General features: G+C 43.1%; 14 protein-coding genes. 11 read left to right on the plus strand and 3 right to left on the minus strand.

Features of this window, described 5'->3' with window-relative positions; all coding sequences use genetic code 11:
• Window positions 1–545: 545 nt before the first annotated feature.
• Window positions 546–1,205, minus strand: coding sequence for a hypothetical protein (locus PNC201_RS05470; RefSeq protein ID WP_102056431.1), 660 nt, complete (start codon window positions 1,203–1,205; stop codon window positions 546–548).
• A gap of 280 nt (window positions 1,206–1,485) precedes the next feature.
• Here PNC201_RS05470 and PNC201_RS05475 point away from each other — a divergent pair, with 280 nt between their 5' ends.
• A complete protein-coding gene (locus tag PNC201_RS05475; RefSeq protein ID WP_010606261.1) occupies window positions 1,486–2,079 on the plus strand; it encodes an ABC transporter ATP-binding protein in 594 nt (197 codons plus the stop codon).
• 1 nt (window position 2,080) lies between these two features.
• Window positions 2,081–3,154, plus strand: coding sequence for a DUF6136 family protein (locus PNC201_RS05480; protein ID WP_102056432.1), 1,074 nt, complete (start codon window positions 2,081–2,083; stop codon window positions 3,152–3,154).
• A 9-nt stretch (window positions 3,155–3,163) separates the two neighbouring features.
• Here the strand turns inward: PNC201_RS05480 and PNC201_RS05485 are convergent, their stop codons facing one another.
• The gene (locus PNC201_RS05485; RefSeq protein ID WP_233525216.1) at window positions 3,164–5,170 is read right to left on the minus strand and encodes a winged helix-turn-helix domain-containing protein; all 2,007 of its coding nucleotides are present in this window, start codon (window positions 5,168–5,170) and stop codon (window positions 3,164–3,166) included.
• A 150-nt stretch (window positions 5,171–5,320) separates the two neighbouring features.
• Between PNC201_RS05485 and PNC201_RS05490 the strand changes: the two genes are divergently transcribed.
• Window positions 5,321–7,579 (plus strand): DUF5916 domain-containing protein, encoded by a 2,259-nt coding sequence (locus PNC201_RS05490; RefSeq protein ID WP_102056434.1) that lies wholly within the window; start codon window positions 5,321–5,323, stop codon window positions 7,577–7,579.
• A gap of 283 nt (window positions 7,580–7,862) precedes the next feature.
• Here the strand turns inward: PNC201_RS05490 and fadE are convergent, their stop codons facing one another.
• Entirely contained in the window at window positions 7,863–10,316 is a 2,454-nt protein-coding gene (fadE, locus tag PNC201_RS05495; RefSeq protein ID WP_102056435.1) for an acyl-CoA dehydrogenase FadE, read from the minus strand.
• A gap of 532 nt (window positions 10,317–10,848) precedes the next feature.
• Between fadE and PNC201_RS05500 the strand changes: the two genes are divergently transcribed.
• From PNC201_RS05500 to accD, 8 genes are all read left to right on the plus strand, one after another.
• On the plus strand, window positions 10,849–11,169 hold the full coding sequence (locus PNC201_RS05500) for a DUF6419 family natural product biosynthesis protein (protein ID WP_010606266.1): 321 nt from the start codon (window positions 10,849–10,851) through the stop codon (window positions 11,167–11,169).
• An 83-nt stretch (window positions 11,170–11,252) separates the two neighbouring features.
• Window positions 11,253–12,377 carry a 4-phosphoerythronate dehydrogenase gene (locus tag PNC201_RS05505; RefSeq protein ID WP_102056436.1) on the plus strand — a complete coding sequence of 375 codons (1,125 nt, stop codon included), beginning with the start codon at window positions 11,253–11,255 and terminating at the stop codon, window positions 12,375–12,377.
• 37 nt (window positions 12,378–12,414) lie between these two features.
• A complete protein-coding gene (locus tag PNC201_RS05510; RefSeq protein WP_010606268.1) occupies window positions 12,415–13,431 on the plus strand; it encodes an aspartate-semialdehyde dehydrogenase in 1,017 nt (338 codons plus the stop codon).
• Window positions 13,432–13,720: 289 nt separating this feature from the next.
• The gene (locus PNC201_RS23475; RefSeq protein ID WP_233525217.1) at window positions 13,721–16,543 is read left to right on the plus strand and encodes a FimV/HubP family polar landmark protein; all 2,823 of its coding nucleotides are present in this window, start codon (window positions 13,721–13,723) and stop codon (window positions 16,541–16,543) included.
• On the plus strand, window positions 16,497–16,820 hold the full coding sequence (locus PNC201_RS23480; RefSeq protein ID WP_233525218.1) for a hypothetical protein: 324 nt from the start codon (window positions 16,497–16,499) through the stop codon (window positions 16,818–16,820). The genes PNC201_RS23475 and PNC201_RS23480 overlap by 47 nt, the downstream gene beginning before the upstream one ends.
• A complete protein-coding gene (locus tag PNC201_RS23485; RefSeq protein ID WP_233525219.1) occupies window positions 16,763–19,462 on the plus strand; it encodes a FimV/HubP family polar landmark protein in 2,700 nt (899 codons plus the stop codon). Before PNC201_RS23480 ends, PNC201_RS23485 begins: the two co-directional genes overlap by 58 nt.
• A 142-nt stretch (window positions 19,463–19,604) precedes the next feature.
• Window positions 19,605–20,399 (plus strand): tRNA pseudouridine(38-40) synthase TruA, encoded by a 795-nt coding sequence (gene truA / locus PNC201_RS05520; RefSeq protein ID WP_010606270.1) that lies wholly within the window; start codon window positions 19,605–19,607, stop codon window positions 20,397–20,399.
• Between the two features lie 134 nt (window positions 20,400–20,533).
• On the plus strand, window positions 20,534–21,409 hold the full coding sequence (accD, locus tag PNC201_RS05525; RefSeq protein WP_010606271.1) for an acetyl-CoA carboxylase, carboxyltransferase subunit beta: 876 nt from the start codon (window positions 20,534–20,536) through the stop codon (window positions 21,407–21,409).
• Window positions 21,410–21,414 lie beyond the last annotated feature (5 nt).

Here is a 21,414-nt window from a genome sequence, read left to right on the forward strand (position 1 = left end):
AGGCGAGTACTACTTAACCAACGTCCCGTGTGTGCCAATCCGCTAACTTGGTCGGCTTTGTCGCGATACTATTGTCGCTATCTTTGTTACAAGATTATTTTATTTGTAAATAAAAAATATTAAATGTGATTTTTTGATTGTTGTGTTTTAAGAACGGCGGCTAGGTTAAGCCCGAGTTTTCAGGGTGTCAACACGAAAAATTTGACATTTTAATGTTAATTAAATCCAACGTTAACATAATTGAAATGTTATAAAATGATTGCAATATGGAGTTGTTAATAGCTATTTTTTATCTCTATGAGATATAAAGAATTAATTGATTTTTAAAGCTAAAACTCTATTTTTATTGCGCGTGGAAAGTTTAATAAAACTGACTTATGACAAATGTCACTATTTTGTATGGTCGGATCTGAAAATGAATAGAATTGACTTATTTCGGCAGAAAGTTGAATTTTTTGTGAATAAAAAATGCGTTATAAATATAAATCTAGACGGCTAACCGTTGAGGTTGCCGGAATATCGGCAGCCTCAAAAACACTAATTAGTTAGTATTCTAAAACGGTGCTCATTAATCCAGTTTCACCGACGACGAGTAAGTAAGAGCGGTCTAGTGATGCATTGCAAAGACTTATAACCTCATCACCCATCATAATATCTTGATTACAGTCATCCACTTGATACCAGCTACTGACTTCTCCTTTATCAAATTCAACGTCTGAACCGTTAATATTTAATGTCATTGTTTTGGAAGCTAATACTCGTACGGTAAATTTATTATCGTGATCATCTTTAGACTTTCTAACCACCTTTATATCTAAGGTATCGTTGCTATCCTGCATTACAACAAAGTGATAATCTCGGTCATTACTTACCTTAATTTTTTCTTGTTCTATCATGCCAAGCTTGTTGACTGACTCAGCATAAAAACTGATTTCACGGTTGGTGTTATGTTCGTGTGTTATGCGTACGGGTTCTGAACCGGAAGCTAGTACTTTGACGCGATATTTATCGTCAGCGACATTTCGTTCATCACCGTCTAGCTCAGTGTTAGCAAGGTGAAATGCAATTTCATAATCGGTGGCATTAACCAAGTTATATTGGTTTTTATAGATGTCAGAACCGAAGTTGGCGGTCTCGATATCTTCAGACGAACATGCTACTGCTAATAGGGATAGGGTGGCTGCAGTTAGGATACGAAAGTTCATAGTTGATCTCCTTTATCAATATTTTGAACATAGGTCGTTATTCAAGCGATTTCGGAGCAAGAGTATAGGATGGAAAAATGAAAGGTTACTTAATGATGTTTATAAGATGTTAAAAAATGTAGAGTGTAAGGCTTTGTTACAAAATAAGGTACGTAATATATGTCATTTTACTTTCTAACTAGGTGATAAATATTGGCTTTTGTAATAAGTTAAGTTTTATGACAACTACATTTTTAAACATAAATATAAATCCCTATTTGGATTTATAGTGTAGAGCAAGATGATAACGATAAAATCTCTAAGTAAAAGCTTCTCCAAAGAGGTACTGTTTGACAATTACTCACAAGAGTTTGAGCATAATAGAATTTGTTTAGCGGCGCCGAATGGCGTAGGGAAAACCACCTTACTGTGCATGATTGCTGGGCTTGATGATGCGTTCAATGGCGACATTCTATTACAAGACAAGAAAATCGATAAACGCCAAACACTTGTTGCACTTGCGTCAGACAACATTCCATTTCCTGCTTTTTTGCGTGCAAAAGAGTTATTAACTCTCACATCAACCGCATGGCAATGTGATTTTCCTTCGCAGCTTGTAAACGACTTTCAGTTTGAAACCTTTTTAATGACGCGTTACGCGGATCTCTCCTCTGGTAACAAAAAGAAGCTTCAGCTTATTAATGCCTTGATGCGTAATACCCCTTATTTATTGCTCGATGAGCCTACTGCAGCTTTGGACGCGGCAGGCTGCGAATATATCGTTGAGCTCGCGCAAAACTACGCTGGCATGGTGCTGATGACAAGTCATGAGCCTGAACCTTTTTTACAAGTTGGATTTCACTCTGTTCCCTTAGCACCAAAACAGGGTAGTTAATATGCTTTATTACTATCGTTACAGAAAAGCATCACTTTCCTTATCGCTGCAAGCTATAGGCCAGCAACTTCAGCAATTTGGCTTGATGATAGCTGCATTGTTTCAAGTTTATCTGCTAGGTTTTATCGCAATACTATTTATGGGTATAGGTAAAATTGTAGAAAGTGATAATCCCGTTGCACAGGTACAAATTGCGTGGGGATTACTTGCGGCGCAAAGCTTTATTCTATTTGTGTTTCGAGATGCGGTTTTGGACAAAGCGCACCGAAGTTACCACCACACGATCCTGCATCGTACCATCCATCAAAAAGTGGCGGATGGATTGTCCGTACTGGTTGTTCACCCCTTATTATTGATGACGCTAATTCTTTGCTACTCGATTGGAATTGAGAAAATCACACAAGCATGGCATTTACTGTTTTTTGCGGTGACGCAATTCTTCGTTGCTCTTTGTTTTATTTATCGTCCTTTGGGGACCAGTATTGGATTATTGATAACAGCTATTATCAGTTTTGCTGTTGTCGAAATTACTTGGTATTTGATTGCTGTAAACCTAATAGTGTTTGGCTGTGCTGCTTTGCTACCGCGTAAAGTGACGTTATCGGTAATGGTTAAAGGGTTAACGACATTTTGGCTGAGCTTTGCTTACAACCACTATTTTGTGTTGCTTTGGCGCATTGTGATGAGTGTGTTGGTGCTATGGTTTGGCGCGATCTTAAGCGCAGAGCGCCCCGATCTGATGGCAAATTACGTTCCAGGTCTGGTGACGTTAAATCTATTATGGTGGTCGAGCCTTGCCATTGATCTCAAACCTGAAGTCTACGACCGCACTGCATATTGGTTGAGTATAGATAAGCTGCAATCGGCAAAGCAGAGCATCTGGATTATTGTGCTGACGGCTGCCGTCTGTTTTTCAGTGCCTGTCTATATGTTATTAGGACTGAGTGCAGTGAGCCTGTTACCCTATGCCTTTCTACCACTTTTAGTGTTAAGTGCATTAAAAAGTCCACAGCTTTTAGCTATGACTTGGCTCAGCACCTTAGTGCTGAGCTATACCGCGTATGTGCTTTTGTAATGATAATCGTTAGTTAGCAGCTTCAGATAGGCGAGTCAGTTTCTTGATATCGCCTTCTACACTTTCCATTTTTGCTATGAGTAGATCCCCAAGCGCGTCGATATCGTAGTGCCAAATCAAGTGGCCGACTTTTTTAAGCGTAGGGTTTTGCTCTGGCATCAAGGTGAGTTGCCAAATGTAGTCCCTTTTTGACCAAGCGGATTGCCAATAGATGTCGTTGCCGCGAATTCTTAAGTTACTAAATTGATTGGTTTGTTTTTGACTTAACGCATATTTATTTAACGCTTCTGAGTCGCTTTCGAAGAGCGTCTCGTACTCAAGCAGTAGGTTTTGTTGTAGCACAAACCAGGTTTGTCTTTCGGGGTGATAAAAGACAAAGTCAGCTGTACTATCATGACTGCTGATAAGCGCCCCAGACAAGCTGTATTGGTTTAATGTTTCGCCGTCATAAGCCCATAGTGTTTGCTCATCTATCCAGCCCATGCTTTTGACGGGCAGACTCAGCTGTGAATTGAACTGGGTGAGTGGGCGTTTTCGGTCGTATATCACTAAATCGTTATCACGGTTTGAGGCCAAATAGCTCAGCTCTGGACTCCATACTAAAAAACCAACGTATTCATGCCCCTGATGAAAGGAAAGCTGATTGATTTTATCATCGTGATATAGATACACCTCGCATACGCCGCTGCGCCTCGACATAAACGCCGTTTCCCCCAAGCTGTTGGTCAGTGGTAGATAGTCGATGCTTGAGCTTGAAAATAAGGGGAGATCATCTCGGTCTTTGATATTAACTTGAAAACTCTCCAATGCCGCGAATATATCGCCGCGATTATCGCTTGAGAAGCTTGTGTATAAGCCAATTTCCGTTTCTTTGATGGCTTGACTGTCACCGTCTCTAAAGTGTCGCGATAGGCTGCCATATTGGCTCGCAATCACAGCTTGATGATAAACATCAAACGCAACTGAAGTGACTGGAGCTGACCACTTTAGATGTACCGTGCCATCGAGCGTTTGTAGTCGTGCTAACCCTTGTTTATCTTGAACTAAATAATAGGTTTTATCTTGCCATGCTCGAAGGGCCATTTTTAACCGCTCGTTGGCTGCCAAAGCAAGTGGCAGCTTAACCATTTGATGGGACTCAAGCCGGTAAAGGTGTGCTGCTTTGGCATTATATTGGCCGAACGTTAGGATGAGCTCTTTGTCATTTTTCCAAACGGGTTTAGTACCAACTTGGCACGGAAGAATTTGAGAACTGTGGAAAAATTGCCCTGCGGCAGTCATAACATGAAGTTGACAGCCACTACCTTGATATTGCCAGAATGCCAGCTTATCTGAGTCGGGACTCCAACTTGGAAAGCTGATCCGCGAATCAAAGCGGTGTTCATTTAATTGATAGCCTTGTTTGTTGGCAATAATAAGGTGGGTAAAATCTTTTACATAGGCGATGAGATCTTTGCTTTGGTGGGCATCAACGTCAAATTCAAGGCCAAGCTCATGACTGAGGCTAGAAGTTTCGTAGCGTGATGGTGTTTTTTCAGTCGGTGCTTGATTAAAAAAAGCGATTGCGCCAAAGCATAGAACCGCCATTGCGACGGCACTGAGTGATAAAATACGGGACTTGGCGATTACGTTGACTGGTTTTGCCGTATGACGAGGTGCTATTTCATGTCTTTCTAGTGGTGCGATAAAGCGATAGCCCCGCTTTGGGATGGTTTTGATGTAAATCGGGTTTTTAGGGTCGTCCCCGAGCACTTTTCGCAGTTTAGTCAGAAGCTGATAAAGACTATTAGGTTCGACAACCGCATGTTGCCACAGCTGTTCGGTAAGCCAATATTTCTCTAGCACTTCGTTATGATGCTCAATAAAAAGCGCGAGTAACCTTGCCATTTGTGGCTCAAGTTTTACGGTTTCTTGGCTTTGCCTATGTGTTAGGCAATCTTGCTGGAGATCAAACTGCCAATGTCCAAAACAAACCATCTCTACTTCCTGTGCCTGCACGCTGAGTACCAATTTCAATAATTAAAACCAATTGTTCCCATAACGTTAGCGTTTCTTAAGATTAAGTCAATGTTTATAAAGGTTAAGTCAGCTTTCTTCAGAAAAAGTTAAGAACTTTTTACGGCAAAGTTTGTTGCAATAGCAGGCATAACTCTGAGGAAAGTATGTATGAATAAAAGCAATAAATTTTGGCTCGGTTTAAGTTATCCCATGATGGCAGGAGCTGCACTTGCGGAACCTATCGTGGTTGATGGTAAGTTGAATGAAGCGCAGTGGGGTTCAGCTACACAGTTTGAACAATTTGTTCAGGTTGTGCCTGTAACTTTGGCATCTGCCAATGACAAAATTACCGCAAAAGCTTTTGCAACCGCCGACGGTGTTTATATTGGTATTAAAAACTTCCAGAATGAAGCCGAGCGCAAGCGACAATTCAATATCCATGACCGCTTTATGCAAGCTGACTTCAATCGGGTAGTTGTGGACTTTTCAGGCGACGGTAGTAGTGCATATCAATTTTCGGTGACATTAGGTGGCGGCTCGCAAGATGGTGTTGTAACCCCAAGCTTAAACGTGGATTACGATTGGGATGGGGACTGGCACTATGCCAATCACATTGACGATACGTATTGGACCACGGAATTATTGATCCCTTGGCATACCGTGTCGTTTCAGCCAGGAGATGAGCAGGGGCTTACAAAGATTGGGGTTTCGGTACAGTTGTATGAACTTAAAAGTAATTTTATCTATGCAAACCATGAGGATACAACAGCAAATAGTGATTTCTTCCTGACCATGCCAAAGATCGCAGCACAGATCCCCGCGCATTCTCAATTGGCATTTGTGCCTTACTTTGCGCATCAGGCTCAATTTGCACCGCTAAGCACTTCACCTTCCGAGCGCCAGCACCAGTCCGATGTTGGCTTTGATTTGTTTTACAAGCCTTCTCATCATCAGAAGGTGAGTCTTGCCGTGAATCCTGACTTTGGTCAGGTGGATATCGATGATGTTGACGTGAATTATTCAGCCGTGGAAACGCTTCGCACCGATAAACGTCCATTTTTCACCCAAGATATCAGCCTTTTTGACGTTGCTGCACTTGAAAGCACTAAGCTTATTCATACTCGTCGGATAGGGGCATCAAGTGATGATGGTACACGCGCAATCACCCCCATAGATGCGGCACTACGATTTGTGCATAAAGGAAAGTCGGTACAATTTGGTACTTTTGCTGTGTCTGAGTCGGACTTTTCGGACGATATTGGTAAGCAGTTTTTTGCAACAAGAGCTAATTATCGCACGCAAGATTGGCAGGTCGGTGTGCTTGCAACCAAAACAGATCGGCCATTTCTTGAACGCGATGCCATGAGTTATGCCCTTGATGGCCAGTATCGTAGTGATACTTGGTCTTTCAAAGGCGCGCTATTGCAAACAGAGGTAGAAACACAAAAGCAACATGTTACAGGTCAAGGTGTATCGCTAGACGCGGAGTATCAACTTTCTTTACAGACGAAGTTCGCTGCGCGCTACTTTGCTGTGGATGACGAATTTGATAACCGTGATCTCGGCTATATGAAACGCAATGACTGGCAGGTGAGCGAGCTTTATGGTGAATACTCGATGCACCCAAAAGACAGCTGGTTTACCAGGTTTAAGCAGTCACTCACACTGAGGCATGAGCAAAACAATGCTGGAACAGGTTTAGCGGCCAGACAAGCATATTTAGCGCAGTTTTTGTTGGCAAATGGTGGTCAGCTTAACCTCGGGCTAGATTATTACACTAGCGGTAAACAAGACAACTTAGGGCGAGGCACTGAGGTGTTTGAGATGCCAAGCCGTATAGAGTCTCGGGTCTTTTATCAAAGCCCTTATGTGGGGGATTTTTCTTGGGCTGCGAGTATAGAGCTTGACCAAGAAGGAATATCAGGCTCAGCACAGCAATACGCCGTGGATTTGACGTGGATGCCACACTACAACTGGAACCTTAAGTTGAGTAATTTCTTTAGAAGCGGTGATGGCTGGCTGATGGCGAACGGGCAAAACCGCTTGAGTGAATACGACAGAGATGAGTTTTCCAATAAGTTGGAATTTAACGGTCGGATCACCGACAACCTTGAACTCAGTGGTTCGCTACAGTGGACGATACTTGAAGCACAAAGTAAGACGATTTATCAAATTACCAACGGAGAGCTTCACGAAATTCATGGTGACACCAGTTTTGACGACAGGCGCTTAGCAAGCCAGATAAAACTGCGTTATCGCATGGGTGCATATTCAGATATTTTTTTAGTGTATCAACGCGGAGGTGCAAACTTTTCGACACTTGAAAAGTCGCAAGTCGGGCGCAGAGACTGGTTTGGTAGTGTCGCTGATTTATGGCAGCAACCAGTGCAAGACTTAGTGACGTTTAAAGTGCGATATTTATTTTAAAACACTAGAGCTGTGTTCCCCCGGCTCTAATACCAATTTTCTTAATTAAGTGGTCTATTTTGAGGCGAGAAAATCTTGTCGATAACCAGGCAAAAATTTTGTTATTTAGTTGTTCTAAATAAGAAATTTTTAACGCTGTTAGCGTCAGATTTATTCCTTCAAATTGAGCAAGTATTAAGCCAAATTGGTATAATCTGCCAAGAAAAAAGGTCAGAAAATTCTGACCTTTATATCCACGCTAATTGCTATGGTAGTATGGATCACACTACCTAAACAAAAATAGTTATGCTGCGTCTGCTTTACTTGATTCCTTCGTTCTTGCTTTACCGGCAAGTAACTCTTCAGGGTCAAAGTCATCAACGTTGATAACGGCAAGACGTTTCGCTTCAACGGCAGTCAATTTAGCTGCTTCGTCTTCGCTCAGTACACCTGCTTCAAGCCCCATTGCTGCTACTTTATCAAGTTGCATAAACGGTAACTTTTTACCAGTACCACGGCATACCTTTTCAAATAACGGCTCTACGGCAAGAATGTCTTTTAGCGTTTGCTCTTGCTTACCAAGCAAGCACAGAGGCTCATCTTTTAAGTAGATGTGTGTTGCAAGGCGGTCACGCGTTTCGCTAGATACTTGAAGTAGCTGAGCAAGTTTGTGCTCCATTTTGTCGGTTGGTTTACGAACCGGACGACCAAATGGGAACAGTACCACTTTCAACAAACCACGTAATGCAGCAGAAGGCATGTTGTTGATTAAGTCAGCAAGGGCACGTTGACAAAGGTACAGGTGCTCCTGACAAGACCATTGCACAAAAGGTAAGTCTTCTTTACGACGACCTTCATCGTTATAGCGCTTAAGCGTTGCAGAAACCAGATAAAGGTAGCTTAATAAGTCGCCCAAACGTGCAGAAATACGCTCTTTACGCTTAAGTGAACCACCAAATACAGCCATACAAATATCAGACATTAATGCCAATGATGCACTGTAACGAGCAGCATTACGATAATAAACAGCGGTTTCATCGTTAAATGGTACTTTGGTGAAACGTGCACCGGTTAGCGCTAACCACTTAGTTCTTACCAAGTTCGACATAGTGAAACCGATGTGACCCATCAAGGATTTATCGAAGCTATCAAGCGCTTCTTGTTTATCTTTGATAGAACAAGCTTCAAGTTCAGCCAGTACAAAAGGATGGCAGCGAATAGCGCCTTGACCGTAGATGATCATGTTACGGGTTAGGATGTTTGCACCTTCTACCGTAATTGCAATTGGTGCACCTTGGTAACCACGGCCAACGTAGTTGTTTGGACCTAGACAAATCCCTTTACCACCATGAATATCCATGGCATGGATGGTTGAAGCACGCATTTGTTCGGTTAAGTGGTACTTCAAAATGGCAGAAACAACCGAAGGTTTTTCACCTAAATCTACCGCGCCAGTTGACATAGTCACCGCAGCATCAGAGCTATACGCATAGCCACCAAGTTTCGCTAGTGCCTCTTCAATCCCTTCCATCTTACCGATAGGCAGTTTGAACTGGCGACGAATGCGGCTGTATGCGCCACTTGCAACTGCAAGGGATTTAATACCACCGGCAGAGTTTGAAGGTAGCGTAATAACACGACCAACCGACAAACACTCAACCAGCATGCGCCAGCCTTGTCCTGCCATTTTTGCGCCACCGATAATGAAATCGAGTGGTACAAACACGTTTTCGCCTTGGGTAGGGCCATTTTGGAATGGCACATTCAGTGGGAAATGACGTCGGCCAATTTTTACGCCTGGCGTGTTTGTAGGAATAAGCGCACAAGTAATACCTAACTCTTCTTTATCACCTAATAGACCGTCCGGGTCGCGCATCTTAAACGCCAGACCAAGTACAGTCGCAACAGGTGCTAAAGTAATATAGCGTTTGTTCCACGTTAGGCTAATACCTAATACTTCTTCACCTTCCCATTCGCCTTTACATACCACACCAAAGTCAGGGATAGATGAAGCATCAGAGCCCGCTTCTGGTGACGTTAATGCAAAACAAGGGATTTCATCACCCACTGCTAGACGAGGTAAGTAGTGTTCCTTTTGCTCGTCAGTACCGTAGTGCTGAAGTAGTTCGCCTGGGCCTAACGAGTTAGGTACGCCCACGATAGACGAAAGTAAAGTTGATTTACTGGTAAGCTTTTGTAGTACACAAGATTGCGCGTAAGCTGAAAACTCAAGACCACCGTATTGCTTTTTGATGATCATCGCAAAGAACTTGTTGTCTTTTAAGTATTGCCACACGTCTTGCGGTAAGTCAGTCAGTTCGTGCGTTGCTTCCCAATCGTTAAGCATGGCACACACTTCTTCCACCGGACCATCCAAAAACGCTTGCTCTTCAACGCTCAAGCGTGGCTTAGGAAACTGATGAAGTTTATCCCAGTTTGGGTTACCACAAAATAGATCGGCTTCCCACCAAGTGGTACCTGCATCAATCGCTGACTTTTCGGTTTCTGACATTGTCGGCGTAACTTTTTTGAACGCTTTAAATGCTGGAGCCACGATGTATTGCTGACGCAGGTTCGTTACTGAAAGCGGAATAACAATCGCTAAGAAAATTAACCAAGAGATAATGCCAAATGCACCAGCAAAGGTGCCAACTAGCATTGTAACTGCTGCAATACCTAGAGCGGTATTCCAGCTTGCGCGATGATAGCTTGCTGCGCTGAGCAAGGCTAACAACGCGAGAACAAATATAAGTGTCATGTTGTTCTTCCTTATAAGAGGTCTGACCACCCAGTTAGACTAGCTGGTTAACGCTGATATTTCAAGCGTCTTCATACCCTCTATGCGAATTAGTTGATGCCTTGTTGTGACATATTATTTACGTTTTGTACTGAATCTGAGTGTTAAATGAGTCATGCTTCTCATGTCAGTAATTTAAAAGTTATTGATTACACCCCAGCTATAACTTGAGAGAATTTTCAACGCTATTAATTACTGATCGATATTTAAGTGTAATGAACGTAGTGCAATATGACGAAAATGCACATGAAATTTCTTTCAGAGAAGTTCGTTATCTGTGCATTATAATTGCCAAAACTTCATGTCGGATTTGCATTGAAATACACGTTAATGTTTCTACAATTGGGTTAAGCATAGCCACGAAATGGTGCTTTTAAGAATTGCTAAGGAGTAGCAAATGCAGTCCATTTTCTTGGTAGCTATGTGAGTTAGGATTTATCGCTACGACCTAGTGTAGCGGTTGATATTGCTGTCCATGTTAAGGAGAAACAAGATGCAGCAGAGTATTTTTTATCTAGTCACTATTTTGGCCTTTGCCGCCATGTTGTCGGCCTTTCACCTCTTTCCTGAAGCGGTAATTTTTAATGTTTTTAGCAGTTTGTTTGCCGCATTACTTGGCTACCGAGCTTATACCCGTTGGGCTTTATTATTGTGTTGTATTAACGTGTTGGCCATGACGTTTTGTCCTTTGCTTGATTCAGGTGGCTGGTTAAGTCTCAAGGGAGCGGTCGTTTTTGTATGCTGTGTGATGTTTTTTGCAATAGCGTTTGGTTGCAATAAAGCGGTGACACAAAATAAAAGGTTTTATTATTAGTCGCCTAGCTTGCCATGTTAAACTCGACTCAGGCGATGTGTTATCGCCTGAGTACTCGAGACAATAGGTGACAGGAAACCCGCATGCGAATATTAGCCGATCAAAATATGCCCTTAGTTGAGTCATTCTTCTGCGAAATTGGTGAGGTAACACGGTTTGATGGCCGTAACCTTCAACCTGACGAGCTAAAAAACGTCGATATTCTGTTGACTCGCTCAGTCACTAAGGTCAATGAGGCCCTGTTAGCACAAGCAGATAATCTGAAGTTTGTTGGGACTGCGACAATAGGGATTGATCATATTGATACCTCATTGTTGGCCAGCGCCAATATCTCGTTCAGCAGCGCACCAGGCTGTAATGCGATAGCTGTTGCCGAGTACGTGATAAGCGCTCTACTTGCATACGCACAAGAAACTTCCACGCCACTTCAAGATAAAACGATTGCCATCATTGGTGTTGGTAATATTGGCGCGTGTTTGGCATCAAAGCTTAAAGGGCTTGGTCTTACGATATTATTGTGTGACCCCGTAAGACAGCAAGCGGGGACATTGGATTCACATGTAGCCTTAGATGAAGCCTTAGCGCGCGCGGATATCGTGACATTTCACGTTCCATTAGTTAAGCAAGGCCCGCATAAAACGGTTCATCTACTTGATGCACCGCGGATAGCGGCATTAAAGCCGGGTACGGTGATAATCAATGCAAGCCGTGGAGATGTTATCGATAATCAAGCGCTTTTGCACGCGGTAGAGAAGGGGCAAGCGCTCGAGCTGATCTTAGACGTTTGGGAAAATGAGCCGAATATTTTGCAGTCATTATTGCAATATACTCGCTTTGCATCTGTGCATATTGCCGGCCATACGCTAGAGGGTAAGGCGCGAGGCACGCAAATGTTATACGAAGCCGTATGCCGAGAATTCGATTTACCAGCCAGCAAAACGATTAGTGATTTTCTTCCTAAGCCAAGTGTCACTGGCTGCCAATTGCAAAGCACAGCCAACGAGCAGGATATTATCAATTTAGCGCATCTTGTTTATGACATTCGTCGTGATGATGGCATCATGAGAAAACAGCTAAACACATTGGGCTTTGATACCTTGCGTAAAGCATATCCCGTGCGTCGAGAATTTAGTACAATTGCAGTCAATAATGACTCACCAATCAGTGAAAAGCTTTACCAACTTGGCTTTTCTGAGCACAAGAGTTAAGTGCTGTGGTTGGTATATTACAGAATGAGGAAAAATAATGTCGCAAAAATATAATGTTGCGGTACTTGGCGCAACAGGTCTTGTTGGCAAGCAAATTATCGAATTACTAGCAGAACGAAAGTTTCCTGTAGACACATTATACCCACTCGCGAGTAGCCGAAGCGCGGGTGAAGAGATTGACTTTATGGGTGAAAAAATCGAAGTTCTGGATGTTGAAGAGTTTGATTTTTCTAATGCCCATATCGGTTTGTTTTCAGCGGGTGGTTCCGTGTCGGAGAAATATGCACCAATCGCCGCTGACGCTGGCTGCATTGTGATAGATAACACCTCACATTTTAGATACGACTTTGATATTCCATTAGTAGTTCCTGAGGTGAATAAAGACAGTCTTGCCGATTTTAGAAATCGTAATATCATTGCTAACCCAAACTGCTCTACAATCCAAATGCTAGTGGCACTTAAACCAATTTATGATGCCTATGGCATTGACAGAATTAATGTCTCAACTTATCAAGCGGTATCTGGTGCAGGTAAAGAAGCGGTAGATGAGTTGGCTAAGCAAACTGCAAACTTAATGAATGCAAGACCGATGGAAAACGAAGTGTTTAGCAAACAAATCGCTTTTAATGTCATTCCTCAAATTGATGCGTTCCAAGAAAATGGTTACACCAAAGAAGAAATGAAGATGGTGTGGGAAACGCAAAAAATCTTGGGCGACTCAAGTGTTTTGGTTAACCCGACTGCGGTTCGCGTTCCTGTGTTTTTTGGTCATGCTGAAGCCATTCATCTTGAAACGCGCATGCCTTATGATCTTGAACATGTTAAGCAGTTACTTGCTGATGCGCCGGGTGTTGAACTAATTGAAGACGAAAACGACTACCCAACACCGGTAAGTGATGCAAGTGGTAACGATACCGTTTATGTGGGTCGTGTAAGGCAAGATATTTCACATCCATTGGGCTTAAACTTATGGGTGGTATCAGACAACACCAGAAAAGGTGCAGCAACAAATAGCATTCAAATAGCAGAAGCCCTTATAGAAAGCTATCTATAGGTACCCTTTGATATCGCAAAGTAAGCAAAATTTTGCTTACTATTCTGCGTTATAACGGCAAACTTCTGCCAAGAAGTTTGCCGTTAGGTCAAATACTTGACTATTCTTCACCTATATCAACTATTCCAGAATCAGTAAAAAGCATTATAACCATGTTAACTTTCAATACGTTGCAATGGATATTCCAACATATCTGGTTTATAGTTTGCATTTGGAATAGAGCTTGCTTCAAAGCCATAATAATAAAATGTCGTTTAACGGGTGTTAAACATTTGAGTAAAGGATCGGCATGCGCGGTTTAGCCTTATTTAGTATCTTTGTATTCGCACTGATTGCCACACCAGTATATACCCAAGAGGGGGTAGTGCTAAAAGGCCCTAAAGGGGTTGATTATGGGGCTCAAGGTCGGTCAATAGGGCCTATCAGACCCACGGATACATTGTGGCGTATAGCACAAAAAGTGCGACCAGATGACTCGGTCACCATTTATCAGGTGATGAAGGCGCTTTACGATAAAAATCCTAATTCATTTCTAGATAAAAACCTCAACCATATGCAGGATGGGGCGTATTTACGTATTCCTACCATCAATGAAATTCGCAGTGTAAACCCTGAGTTGGCAAAGCAAAAGTCGGATCAAGATGACAAACTTTGGGAAATGAAGCGTAAGGGATTATTGAACCCAAATGCAATCAACGAAGCTGAAAAAAAGGTTACGCAAGCTCGTAAAGTCGATGTTGAAGAAGCAAAAAAAGACCTGACTAATCAACTGCGCTCTTTAAAGATGGAACAGGACATGAGGCTGATGGACTTACAAAAAGAGTTCAAGTCCTCGGTGCGTAATGTTGAAGAAATCCTATCCGAAAACAATAAGTTAAAGCAACAGCTCGGCGCTATTTCTACCGAGCTTCAAACGGTTCGTACTCAGCTTGGAAAAGACAGCGAAATCCAACAACAGCTAAAGGCTGTTATCGACTTGCAAAATGAAATGATTGATCAGCAAGCCGCTCAAGCAAAAGCGCAAGAAAGTAGCGAGTTAAGCGCATTTTTTAGCTCGCCAGCTGGCATTGCATTACTTGCTACATTGCCAGCACTACTGGCAATTGCTGGATTCGTTATGTTCCTACGCCGGAGAAAGCAATCTCAGACGTCAACAGATGATGACGATTTTCTTCCGCAAACACCATCCGTGGCTGCAGGCGCTGCGGCGGGAGCTGCAACCGCTGCGACTGCATTTGACCCTGAGCCAGACCCACTTGATATCGGAATGGGCGACGATGAAGATGCACTGGGCGCAAGCGTTCAGTTAGATGACGATATCTTACCTGAAGACGATGAAATTACCTTTGACTCACTTGATGACGACTTCGATGAAGGAAGTGATACGTTAGATCAAGACGAACTGGATAGCTTACTAAACGAAGATATTTCGTTTGGTGATGATCACGACGAAGACTTTATGCAACAGAGCTTCGAGGAGGCTGATGATGAAGTTTCGCTCGATGTTGATGATAGCAAGGATATTTTAAGTGACAGCGATCTAGATGATTTGTTCAACGAGTCTCAAGACGAAGAAATTGATGTTAGCGATGATGCGCTTGCTGCCCTGAGCGAGGAACTTGCTGATGAGCAAGCGGATGCTGTTGCAAACGACGATGATATCGATTCAATTCTTGACGGGGCGCTAGATGAAGAGCCCGAATTTAGCGGCAACTTTGATAGTGAGAGCTTAGTCGATGCTGATGATATCGATGCACTACTTGATGCATCTCAAGATGCTGACGATGATGCACTGCCTGATTTTGAGGAACCAAGTAGTGAGCTTGCGGGTGATGATATTGATGCTCTATTAAATGAAGTTCAAGACGATGCGTTAGCTGAAATTAACGAAGAGCCAGATACGCTTGATGGTGATGATATCGATGCTTTATTGGATGAAGCACAGGAAGATACGTTGCCAGAATTAGAAGAAGAGTCAGATGCTCTCGCTGGTGATGATATTGATGCTTTATTGGATGAAGCGCAAGAAGATACGTTGCCGGAATTAGAAGAAGAGTCAGATGCTCTCGCTGGTGATGATATTGATGCTTTATTGGATGAAGCGCAAGAAGATACGTTGCCGGAATTAGAAGAAGAGTCAGATGCTCTCGCTGGTGATGATATTGATGCTTTATTGGATGAAGCGCAAGAAGATACGTTGCCGGAATTAGAAGAAGAGTCTGACGATCACGCTGGTGATGAACTCGATGCTTTATTGGATGAAGCACAAGAAGATACATTACCTGAACTGGAAGAAGAGTCCGATGATCTCGCTGGTGATGAACTCGATGCTTTATTGGATGAAGCACAAGAAGATACGTTGCCGGAATTAGAAGAAGAGTCCGATGATCTCGCTGGTGATGATATCGATGCTTTATTGGATGAAGCGCAAGAGGATATGTTGCCGGAATTAGAAGAAGAGTCAGATGCTCTCGCTGGTGATGAACTCGATGCTTTATTGGATGAAGCACAAGAAGATACGTTGCCGGAATTAGAAGAAGAGTCGGATGATCTCGCTGGTGATGATATCGATGCTTTATTAGATGAAGCACAAGAAGGTACGTTGCCGGAATTGGAAGAAGAGTCAGATGATCTCGCTGGTGATGAACTCGATGCTTTATTGGATGAAGCACAGGAAGAGCTGTTACCTGAACTGGAAGAAGAATCCGATGAACAGGCCGACGATGAACTCGATGCTTTATTAGATGAAGTACAAGAAGATACGTTGCCGGAATTAGAAGAAGAGTCAGATGATCTCGCTGGTGATGAACTCGATGCTTTATTGGATGAAGCACAGGAAGAGCTGTTACCTGAACTGGAAGAAGAATCCGATGAACAGGCCGACGATGAACTCGATGCTTTATTAGATGAAGTACAGGAAGAGCTGTTACCTGAACTGGAAGAAGAATCCGATGAACACGCCGACGACGATCTCGATGCATTAGTTGACGAAACACCAGAAGAAGCTTTGCCAGAGCTGGAAGAAGAATCTGATGAGCTGGCCGATGTTGAACTCGATACATTAGTTGAAGAAACAAGAAGAAGCGTTGCCAGAGCTGGAAGAAGAATCTGATGAGCTGGCCGATGTTGAACTCGATACATTAGTTGAAGAAACACCAGAAGAAGCTTTGCCAGAGCTGGAAGAAGAATCCGATGAACTGGCCGATGTTGAACTCGATACATTAGTTGAAGAAACACCAGAAGATGGTTTGCCAGAGCTGGAAGAAGAATCTGATGAACTGGCCGACGACGATCTCGAGATGCATTACTTGACGAAACACCAGAAGAAGCTTTGCCAGAGCTGGAAGAAGAATCCGATGAACTGGCCGACGACGATCTCGATGCATTAGTTGACGAAACACCAGAAGATGGTTTGCCAGAGCTGGAAGAAGAATCTGATGAACTGGCCGATGTTGAACTCGATACATTAGTTGAAGAAACACCAGAAGAAGCCTTGCCAGAGCTGGAAGAAGAATCCGATGAACTGGCCGACGACGATCTCGATGCATTAGTTGACGAAACACCAGAAGATGGTTTGCCAGAACTGGAAGATGAATCTGATGAACTGGCCGACGTTGAACTCGATACATTAGTTGACGAAACGGCAGAAGAAGCTTTGCCGGAGCTTGAAGAGGAAGTTGGTGAGCCAGCAGATAACGAGCTTGATGCTTTATTAGATGAAGCACCAGAAGATGCTTTACCAAATCTGGAAGAGGTATCTGACGAGCGTGAACTAGGATCTGAACAGCTTTTAGCAGAGTCTGAGCAAACGGAGTCAGGACACTTGTCTGGTATGTTGGATGAAGAGGATGCAATTCCGGAATCACCAGAAGAACCGGTGGAAGATACATTACAGTCCGATCTAGCCAATGAAGCAGATTTTAGTGATGAGAATGTTCAAGCTGACGAAGACAGTGAATTTGAAGATCCTGATTTAAAAAGTGTTGATGAGCTATTACAGGAGCTTCAAGCCGAAGAACAGTTTGAGTTGGATGCTGAACTTGAAGACGACTTCTCGGATGAAGAAGTTGAAATTGAGCTGGGAGATGATCCACTTAATGACGAAGTGGATTTACTGGCAGAAGAAGAGTTTCTTGACGAAGAAGATCTGCAACCAAGCGCAGAACTAGATAGTTACCCAGAGCTGGAGCTTGGTGAAGAACTTGAAACTACTGACTCGCAAAGCGAAACCGAAAAAGCACTATCAGAAGCATTATCCAATGACGCTCAATTTGATATAGAGGATGGGCTTGATGACGATCTTCTCGACGATGAAATCTCTGACTTTGATGAAGATGATTTGCCTGAATTTAGTGCGGATTTTGACGAAGAAACTTTGCTTGAAGACGAACCTGAAGCACCAGTCGAAGCAGCAGAAAGTGACACGCTTGAGTCTGAACCTGCACTTGAAATCGAAGACGAGCTGCCAGAATTAACTGCAGATTTCGATGAAGAAACTTTGCTTGAAGACGAATCTGAAGCGCCGCTCGACGAAGCTGAAAGTGATGCGCTTGAGCCTGAACCTGAGCTTGAAATCGAAGACGAGCTGCCAGAGTTAACTGCAGATTTTGATGAAGAGACTTTGCTTGCTGATGAGCCTGAAGCGCTAGTCGAAGAAGCAGAAAGTGATACGTTTGAGTCTGAACCTGAACTGGAAATCGAAGACGAGCTGCCGGAGTTAAACGCAGATTTTGACGAAGAAACCTTGCTTGAAGATGAGCCTGAAGCACCAGTCGAAGCTGCAGAAAGTGACACGCTTGAGTCTGAACCTGCACTTGAAATCGAAGACGAGCTGCCTGAATTAACTGCAGATTTTGACGAAGAGACTTTGCTTGCTGATGAGCCTGCAGCACCAGTCGAAGCTGCAGAAAGTGATACGCTTGAGTCTGAACCTGAACTGGAAGTTGAAGACGAGCTGCCGGAGTTAAACGCAGATTTTGACGAAGAAACCTTGCTTGAAGATGAGCCTGAAGCACCAGTCGAAGCTGCAGAAAGTAATACGCTTGAGTCTGAACCTGAACTGGAAGTTGAAGACGAGCTGCCGGAGTTAAACGCAGATTTTGACGAAGAAACCTTACTTGAAGACGAACCTGAAGCACCAGTCGAAGCAGCAGAAAGTGATACGCTTGAGTCTGAACCTGAACCTGAAATCGAAGATGATCTGCCAGAGTTAAACGCAGATTTTGACGAAGAGACCTTGCTTGAAGACGAACCTGAAGCACCGGTCGAAGCAGCAGAAAGTGATACGCTTGAGTCTGAACCTGAACTTGAAATCGAAGATGATCTGCCAGAGTTAAACGCAGATTTTGACGAAGAGACCTTGCTTGAAGACGAACCTGAAGCACCGGTCGAAGCTGCAGAAAATGATGAGCTTGAGTCTGAACCTGAGCTTGAAATCGAAGACGTGCTGCCAGAATTAAACGATGAAGATGACTTGGAAACTCTACTTTCTGAGCCACAAACTGAATCTGAATTACCAGAGGTCAATGAAGCCGAGATTGAAAAAGAATTTATGGCTGACTTTACCCAAGCAGACTTCGATGCTCTACTCAGCGAACTGGACGATCCCAGTGACTTTGACGCCGGAAATGCAGAAGATTTTGAAGTAGATTTCGATAGCTTGTTACAAGACGAATTGGTCGCAGGGGAAGCCCAAGCGTTACCAACGGACGCCGAAGGTACAGAAGACTACTTAGAAATTGAAGACCTACTTGAACAAAGCGACGATCTTGATAGCGATGTTGAACCTTACGTCGGTGCAAATATGGATGTTGGGCTTGGCGATTTTGAAGAGCTATTAGCGGGTGAAAATACCACGGATGTTGATTTAGAGGATGAAGGATTCGCCGCTAAATTAGATTTAGCGAAAGCTTATATCGAAATTCAAGATTATGATTCGGCGATATCAACGCTCAACGATGTTATTGAGAACGGTCCGGATTCGGTGCAAGCTGAGGCTAAGTCGCTTAAATCCAGTCTTACAGAGTCTTAATACTCACATCAACGATACCGACCAAACAAAGTAATTGCCTTGTTTGGCCGGTATCATCATCTACTTCTTAGCTTAAGCGCTTTAATTCACATCGCCAATGGCATAAAATGTCGTTTTTGTTATGGGTTGCGATAGAAAAAGTATGCGAGTAGCGTTAGGCATTGAATATAATGGTGCAAATTATAGTGGTTGGCAGAGGCAAAATCATGTCAGCAGTGTCCAAGAAGAAATAGAAAAAGCGCTATCGAATATCTGTAATCATCCCGTTGAGATAACTTGCGCGGGGCGCACTGATGCAGGGGTTCATGCAACGGGTCAACTCGTGCATTTTGACACGGATTCTGCTCGCGATATGAGCGCTTTTACATTAGGAATGAACTCTCAGCTTCCCGACGACATTGCGGTACGATTTGCTAAAGAAGTCGACCCTGAGTTCCATGCTCGTTTTTCTGCGACAGCTCGTCGATACCGCTACGTTATTTATAATCACACCTACAGGCCGGGTATTTTACGCAGTGGCGTAACGCATTTTCACCACGAGCTTGATGTTGAAAGAATGAAAGTTGCATGCCCTGTGATGATAGGGGAGCAAGATTTCACTTCTTTCAGGGCGGTACATTGTCAGTCTAATACGCCGTTTCGTAATATCCATCACTTAGAGGTGAAACGCATTGGCAAATATATTGTCATTGATATTAAAGCAAATGCGTTTTTGCATCATATGGTGCGCAATATTACAGGTTGTTTACTTGATATTGGTGTTGGCAAGCAAGAGCCTGAGTGGATGGCGGAGCTGCTTGTTGCAAAAGATCGCACGTTAGCAAGTGCTACGGCAAAACCTAACGGATTGTATTTAGTTGATGTGGACTATCCTGAACAATGGCAAATAGAAAAGATGCCGCTTGGGCCTTTATTCTTGCCTGAGGAATTAGTGTAACGGTCATATTTATGTAGTACCTTGTACTCTTAAGACCAGTTTTTTATATCACCTATAGCTAAATCATGATTTAATTGGGAAAAGATGTCTGTCTTTACTGACGGAACAGAATAAAGCACGATAGAGAGTTGCAAATGAGTTGGTTAGAAAAGATCTTACCTAAAACCACTAAATCTTCTGGTAAAAAAGAGATCCCAGAAGGGGTTTGGGCAAAGTGTACAGATTGTGATTCAATCCTATACAAAGCGGAATTAGAAAAGTCGTTAAACGTATGTCCTAAGTGTGATCATCACATGCGCATTACGGCACGTAAGCGCCTTGAAAGTTTTTTAGATGATGCAGATCGTCAAGAGCTTGGCACAGAGCATGAGCCACAAGACGTATTAAAGTTTAAAGACTCTAAAAAATATTCAGATCGTATCGTTCAAGCGCAAAAGGTAAGTGGTGAAAAAGACGCTTTAGTTGCAATGAAAGGCCGCGTAAAGGGTATTCCTGTTGCTGCTGTTGCTTTTGAGTTTTCCTTTATGGGTGGTTCAATGGCGTCGGTTGTTGGTGCGAGATTTGTTGATGCAGTTAACGTTTGTTTAGAACATAACATGCCGTTAATCTGTTTCTCTGCATCTGGTGGTGCACGTATGCAAGAAGCACTTATGTCATTGATGCAAATGGCAAAAACAAGTGCTGCATTGGCAAAAATGAGTGACAAAGGCTTGCCATTTATCTCTGTATTAACCGATCCAACTATGGGTGGTGTTTCTGCATCATTGGCAATGCTTGGTGATATCAATGTGGCAGAGCCAAAAGCACTTATCGGTTTTGCGGGTCCACGTGTTATCGAACAAACTGTACGTGAAACTCTACCTGATGGTTTCCAGCGCAGTGAGTTCTTATTAGAGCACGGTGCGATTGACATGATCGTCGACCGTCGTGAAATGCGCGATACGTTAGCGCGTATTTTGGCGAAGTTTATGGACTTGCCTTCCACTGAACAAGAGCATAGAGTAGCGTAAATTTT

This window comes from Pseudoalteromonas sp. NC201 (assembly GCF_002850255.1).
GTDB lineage: Bacteria > Pseudomonadota > Gammaproteobacteria > Enterobacterales > Alteromonadaceae > Pseudoalteromonas.

Coding starts and splice junctions, on each gene's coding strand:
- PNC201_RS05470 (WP_102056431.1), bottom strand. CDS start 1,205: ATGAACTTTCGTATCCTAACTGCAGCCACCCTATCCCTATTAGCAGTA.
- PNC201_RS05475 (WP_010606261.1), top strand. CDS start 1,486: ATGATAACGATAAAATCTCTAAGTAAAAGCTTCTCCAAAGAGGTACTG.
- PNC201_RS05480 (WP_102056432.1), top strand. CDS start 2,081: ATGCTTTATTACTATCGTTACAGAAAAGCATCACTTTCCTTATCGCTG.
- PNC201_RS05490 (WP_102056434.1), top strand. CDS start 5,321: ATGAATAAAAGCAATAAATTTTGGCTCGGTTTAAGTTATCCCATGATG.
- fadE (WP_102056435.1), bottom strand. CDS start 10,316: ATGACACTTATATTTGTTCTCGCGTTGTTAGCCTTGCTCAGCGCAGCA.
- PNC201_RS05500 (WP_010606266.1), top strand. CDS start 10,849: ATGCAGCAGAGTATTTTTTATCTAGTCACTATTTTGGCCTTTGCCGCC.
- PNC201_RS05505 (WP_102056436.1), top strand. CDS start 11,253: ATGCGAATATTAGCCGATCAAAATATGCCCTTAGTTGAGTCATTCTTC.
- PNC201_RS05510 (WP_010606268.1), top strand. CDS start 12,415: ATGTCGCAAAAATATAATGTTGCGGTACTTGGCGCAACAGGTCTTGTT.
- PNC201_RS23475 (WP_233525217.1), top strand. CDS start 13,721: ATGCGCGGTTTAGCCTTATTTAGTATCTTTGTATTCGCACTGATTGCC.
- truA (WP_010606270.1), top strand. CDS start 19,605: ATGCGAGTAGCGTTAGGCATTGAATATAATGGTGCAAATTATAGTGGT.
- accD (WP_010606271.1), top strand. CDS start 20,534: ATGAGTTGGTTAGAAAAGATCTTACCTAAAACCACTAAATCTTCTGGT.